Consider the following 5,227-nt stretch of genomic DNA (forward strand, 5'->3'; position numbering starts at 1 on the left):
TCTGGATTGCTTCGCTTACGCTCGCAATGACGTGGCTGGCAGCTTACGCCGCCAGCTCCTTGGTCAGGTTCTCGGCGACCTTGTCGAGGAAGCCGGTGGTCGAGAGCCAGCATCGTCTTGAACTGGAGCTTCTCGGACACAGGCGAGACCTTCGTGCTCAACCTGGAGAACTGCGCGCTCACTTACACAGAGGACGTGCAGGCGGAAGGCGCCGATGCCGGCTTCACGCTGGCGCGCTCCACGCTCGACGAGGTGATCGCCAAGCTGACGAGCTTTCCGGAAGCCGTCGCCGCGGGCAAGGTCAAGTTGTCAGGCAACCCGATGAAGCTCGCCGAGCTGATGGGCCTGATGGACGAATTTCCGAGAATGTTCGAGATCGTGGAGCCGAAACGGGCGGTGGTGAAGTAGGGGGTCGTGCCCCGGACGCAGCGCAGCGCTTCTTCAGCAATGCGCTGCTGAGCCGGGGCCCATGTTTCCGAGAGTACAGCCGGCCGCGTGGGTCCCGGCTCTGCGCCGCAACGCCAGGAGCGTTGCAGCGCGTCCGGGACACGAGAGATGCCCTTACTCCGCGCTGCTCACCAGCTTGATCCGCGGCGCCTGTTTCTCGGCGAGGCTGCGGTAGGCCGCGAGATAGTCCAGCGCCATGCGCCGCGCCGTGAAACGCGCCTCGAACTGCTTGCGGATCGCGGCGCGATCGAGTTGGGGAAGGCGGTTCACCACCCCCGCGGCACTGATGACGTCCTCGACGATGAAGCCGGTGAGGCCCTCGTCGATGATCTCCGGCACCGAGCCGCGGTTGAAGGCGACGACCGGCGTCCCGCACGCCATGGCTTCGATCATCACGAGGCCAAACGGCTCCGGCCAATCGATCGGCAGCAGAAGTCCGAGCGCGCCGCTCAGGAAATCCGACTTCTCGTGATCGCTGATCTCGCCGATAAACTCCACCAGCGGATTGTTCTCGATCATGGGCCGGATCAGCTCGTCGTAGTAATCCTGATCGGCACGATCGACTTTGGCTGCGATCTTCAGCGGAATGCCGCAATGGGTCGCGATCTTGATGGCGCGGTCGACCCCCTTCTCGGGCGCGATGCGGCCGAGCACGGCGAGATATTCCTGTTTCGCCGGCCTCGGCGTCAGCAGGTTCTCCGGAAGACCGTGATGAATCGTCGTCACCCAATTCGCCTGCGGCACCGGCCGCCGCTGCGCATTGGAGATCGAGATCACCGGCATCTTCGAGAAGGTGTTGAAGACCGGCTGATGCTCCGGCAGGTCGAGCCGGCCGTGCAGCGTGGTCAGGAACGGCGTCGGCTGCCGGTGGAACAGCGACCAGGGATAGTAGTCGAGATGGAAGTGGAGGAAGTCGAACTCCTCGTCGTCACATTTCTGCCGCACCCGCTCCAGCAGAACCATATGCAGCGCATTAGGGTCGCGCACGGAACCGTCGAGACGGAGCGCCCGGGGCCACAGCGCGTCCAGCTTGCCTGACGTCTGCGAATCGCCGCTGGCGAACAAAGTCACATCGTGCCCAAGGGCCACCAACTCTTCCGTCAACCAATGCACCACCCGCTCGGTGCCGCCATACAGCTTGGGTGGAACAGCCTCCGTCAACGGAGCTACCTGCGCGATGCGCATCTCACCATCTCCTCTGCGATCATGAAGTTGAACCCCCGCCAGTACGGCACCGGCATGCCAGACAAGGGAACGTTCCCGCAGTTGCGAAGTTCCTTCCTGCGAACGTTACATATTCGACACGTCCGCGGGCCGTCTCGATGCTGCCACTACATCTTCTCAGATCGTCCGCATCCGCATGTCGTGATCGCCCGGCTCGGGAACCGAGCGAGGAGGTCGATGTTCAAGTCGATCAGTAACAAAACGAAAATCAGCATAACGGGGCGATAGCCATATGGATCAGCTTTCTGGATACGCGCGCAGGCCATTCGCCTTTGTCTTGCGCTATCTCCGGCGTCGTCTCGCGTCGCATCTGGTGATCCTGACCGCCGTCGTGGCAGCCGTTGCCTGCTCCGTAGGCACGCAGTACGGCGTCAAGTCGCTGGTCGACAGCCTCTCCGCGGGACCATCGCATGGCGGGAACGTATGGCTGGCATTCATTTTACTCATGTCGCTGATCACCGCCGACAACTTCCTGTGGCGGATCGCGAGCTGGACGGCGAGCTTCACCTTCGTTCGTGTCACGGGTGATTTACGCCGTGACATATTTCGTCATCTGACCGGGCACGCGCCGAGCTACTTCTCCGACCGGATGCCAGGCATGCTGACGAGCCGCATCACGGCGACGTCGAACGCGGTGTTCACGGTCGAGAACATGTTCGTCTGGAATGTGTTGCCGCCCTGCATTGCCACAATTGCGGCAATCGCCCTGATTGGAACCGTCAGCCCTTACATGGCGCTTGGCCTGATCGTGATTGCCGGCGGCATGGTGGTTGCGATGTTCCATCTCGCCGCCGCGGGCAAGCCGCTGCATGACGACTTCGCCGACAAGGCCGCCGTGGTCGACGGCGAGATGATCGACGTCATCAGTAACATGCCGCTGGTGCGGGCCTTCTGCGGCATCGGCCACGAGCACGAGCGGTTCGATGCGACCGTGAACCGGGAGCTGACCGCACGAAGCCGCAGCCTGCGTTATCTGGAAAAGCTGCGATTGTTGCATGCCGCTGTGACCGTGCTTTTGACGATCGCGCTGATGGCCTGGGCCGTCACGCTCTGGCAGAAGGGCGAAGCGACCACCGGCGACGTCGTGCTGGTCTGTACGCTTGGCATCTCCATCCTGAGCGCCACGCGCGATCTCGCGGTGGCGCTGGTCGACGTCACCCAGCACGTCGCACGTCTGACCGAAGCGATCGCGACGCTGCTGGTGCCGCACGAATTGCGCGATCACCCCGAGGCGGAGCCGCTGGTGAAGAGCGGCGCGGCGATCGCGTACAACAATGTCACCTTCGGCTATCCCGGCGGCGAGAAGATCTTCGAGCGCTTCAGCCTGCGCTTGCAACCCGGTCAGCGCGTCGGCCTGGTCGGCCAGTCCGGCGGCGGCAAATCGACGCTGTTCACGCTGCTGCAGCGCTTTTACGATACCGACGAGGGCAGCATCACCATTGATGGACAGGACATCTCGAAGGTCACGCAGCTGAGCCTGCGCGAGGCGATCTCCGTCGTGCCGCAGGACATCTCCTTGTTCCACCGGTCGATCCGCGAGAACATTCGCTACGGCCGCCCGAACGCGACCGACGACGAGGTACTGCGCGCCGCGATCGCCGCGCGCTGCGATTTCGTCGAGAGCATGCCGGATGGTCTCGACACCATGGTCGGTGACCGCGGCGTCAAGATGTCGGGCGGCCAGCGCCAGCGCATCGCGATCGCGCGCGCCTTCCTGAAGGACGCGCCGATCCTGCTGCTGGACGAGGCCACCGCGGCGCTCGACAGCGAATCGGAGGAGGCCATCCGCGAGGCGCTGTCGCGCCTGATGCGCGGCCGCACCGTGATCGCGATCGCGCATCGCCTCGCGACGCTGCGCAATTTCGACCGTGTGGTGGTGCTGAAGAATGGTAAGATCATCGAGGACGGCGCGCCGGACCGCCTGATGCAAGGCCACGGCCCCTATCGGGAATTGGTGACGCAGGAGATGAGCCGGCTCGCGAAGTTCGCGGCGTAAATCCAACAGTCGCGTTCGCGTTGGTTGCGTTTCGAAACAAGGCGCAGGGGAGCAGCTCATGGCAGCCGAAGCCGTAACCCAGATCATCTCCGTATCGCAGACGGTGGACGCCGTCGCGGAGCAGACGTTCTACATCCCGATGACTGGGCCCGCGGCACGACCGCGGCGGTCCCTCAAGCACGACGACATGTTCATCGTGCTCGACAGCCATGGCGACATCGGCGCCTCCGCCGGCGGGCCGGACGGACTGTTTCACTACGACACGCGCTATCTGGCGCGGCTGGAGCTCGTGCTCGACGATCTCCAGCCGCTGCTGCTCGGTTCCAATTTGCGCGACGACAATTCGGCGCTGACCGTCGATCTGACCAATCCGGATATCTACCGTCAGGGCCGCCTGGTGTTTCAGAAGGACCTGCTGCACATCGTGCGCACGATCTTCCTGTGGCGCGGCACCGCCTATCAGCGCATCGGCGTACAGAACCATGGCGACGCGCGCGCCAGCTTCGAGTTGACGCTGCTGTTCGATAACGATTTTGCCGATCTGTTCGAGGTCCGCGGCGAGCGCCGGCCGCGCCGCGGGACCGGCACGAGCAAATTGCTCGGGCCGACCGACGTGCTGTTCGAATATCGCGGTCTCGATGACACCGAGCGCACCACGGCGCTGCATTTCGACCCGCGTCCGACGCGGCTGTCGGTCAATGCCGCGACCTGGCAGCTCGAACTGGATCCGCATGAATCGGCATCGCTGTTTGTCGCCGTGTCCTGCAACCGGCCGATCGCAGAGAAGCCTGCGCGCTTCTTCAGGGGCTTGCTCGCCCATCGCCGCGAGATGCGCCAGTCCACGATAGGCGCCGCCAGCATCGAGACCTCCAACAACATCTTCAACGAGGTGCTGTGCCAGGCGATGGCCGACCTCAACATGCTGATGACGGAGACGCCGCAGGGACGTTATCCCTATGCCGGCATTCCCTGGTACTCGACGACGTTCGGCCGCGACGGCCTGATCACTGCGCTCCAGATGCTGTGGGTCGATCCGCGCGTCGCCAAGGGCGTCTTGCGCCGGCTTGCGCATTTCCAGGCCAAGGCGATCGATCCGCACGCCGATGCCGCGCCCGGCAAGATCCTGCACGAAATGCGCGGCGGCGAGATGGCGGCGTTGGGCGAGGTGCCGTTCTCACAATATTACGGCAGCGTGGATTCGACCGCGCTGTTCATCCTGCTCGCCGGAAGCTATTTCGAACGCACCGGGGACGAGGCCACGTTGATCGAGCTTTGGCCGGCAATCGAGGCGGGTCTGGCCTGGATCGACGGCCCCGGCGATCCCGACCAGGACGGCTTCGTCGAATACCAGCGCGCGACCGAAAAGGGCCTGGCCAACCAGGGCTGGAAGGATTCGTATGACGCGATCTTCCACGCCGACGGCCAGCTCGCGGAAGGCAATATCGCACTCGCCGAAGTCCAGGGCTACGTCTACGCCGCCAAGCAGCTCGCCGCGCGTTGCGCCTTGCGGCTCGGCAATCCGGACCGTGCGCGCAAGCTCGAGGCCGAGGCCAGGGCGCT

At 64.0% G+C, this 5,227-nt stretch carries 3 protein-coding genes and 1 pseudogene; 3 read left to right on the forward strand and 1 reads right to left on the reverse strand.

Going from position 1 to position 5,227, the window contains the following annotated elements; genetic code table 11:
• Positions 1-111: 111 nt before the first annotated feature.
• Positions 112-408 (forward strand): annotated as a pseudogene (locus tag MOV75_RS26500) (alkyl sulfatase C-terminal domain-containing protein); the annotation flags it as partial.
• Positions 409-561: 153 nt separating this feature from the next.
• Here the strand turns inward: MOV75_RS26500 and MOV75_RS26505 are convergent.
• A complete protein-coding gene (locus tag MOV75_RS26505) occupies positions 562-1,632 on the reverse strand; it encodes a glycosyltransferase family 4 protein (RefSeq protein WP_246928904.1) in 1,071 nt (356 codons plus the stop codon).
• A gap of 271 nt (positions 1,633-1,903) precedes the next feature.
• Here MOV75_RS26505 and MOV75_RS26510 point away from each other — a divergent pair, with 271 nt between their 5' ends.
• Both MOV75_RS26510 and MOV75_RS26515 read left to right on the forward strand, forming a co-directional pair.
• On the forward strand, positions 1,904-3,667 hold the full coding sequence (locus MOV75_RS26510) for an ABC transporter ATP-binding protein (RefSeq protein WP_246928906.1): 1,764 nt from the start codon (positions 1,904-1,906) through the stop codon (positions 3,665-3,667).
• A 58-nt stretch (positions 3,668-3,725) separates the two neighbouring features.
• Positions 3,726-5,227 (forward strand): glycogen debranching N-terminal domain-containing protein (locus tag MOV75_RS26515; protein WP_247006873.1); only part of this gene is annotated, 1,502 nt, incomplete at its 3' end.

Source organism: Bradyrhizobium sp. PRIMUS42 (assembly GCF_023006515.1).
In the GTDB taxonomy this organism is placed as follows: Bacteria; Pseudomonadota; Alphaproteobacteria; order Rhizobiales; family Xanthobacteraceae; genus Bradyrhizobium.

Coding starts and splice junctions, on each gene's coding strand:
- MOV75_RS26505 (WP_246928904.1), bottom strand. CDS start 1,632: ATGCGCATCGCGCAGGTAGCTCCGTTGACGGAGGCTGTTCCACCCAAG.
- MOV75_RS26510 (WP_246928906.1), top strand. CDS start 1,904: ATGGATCAGCTTTCTGGATACGCGCGCAGGCCATTCGCCTTTGTCTTG.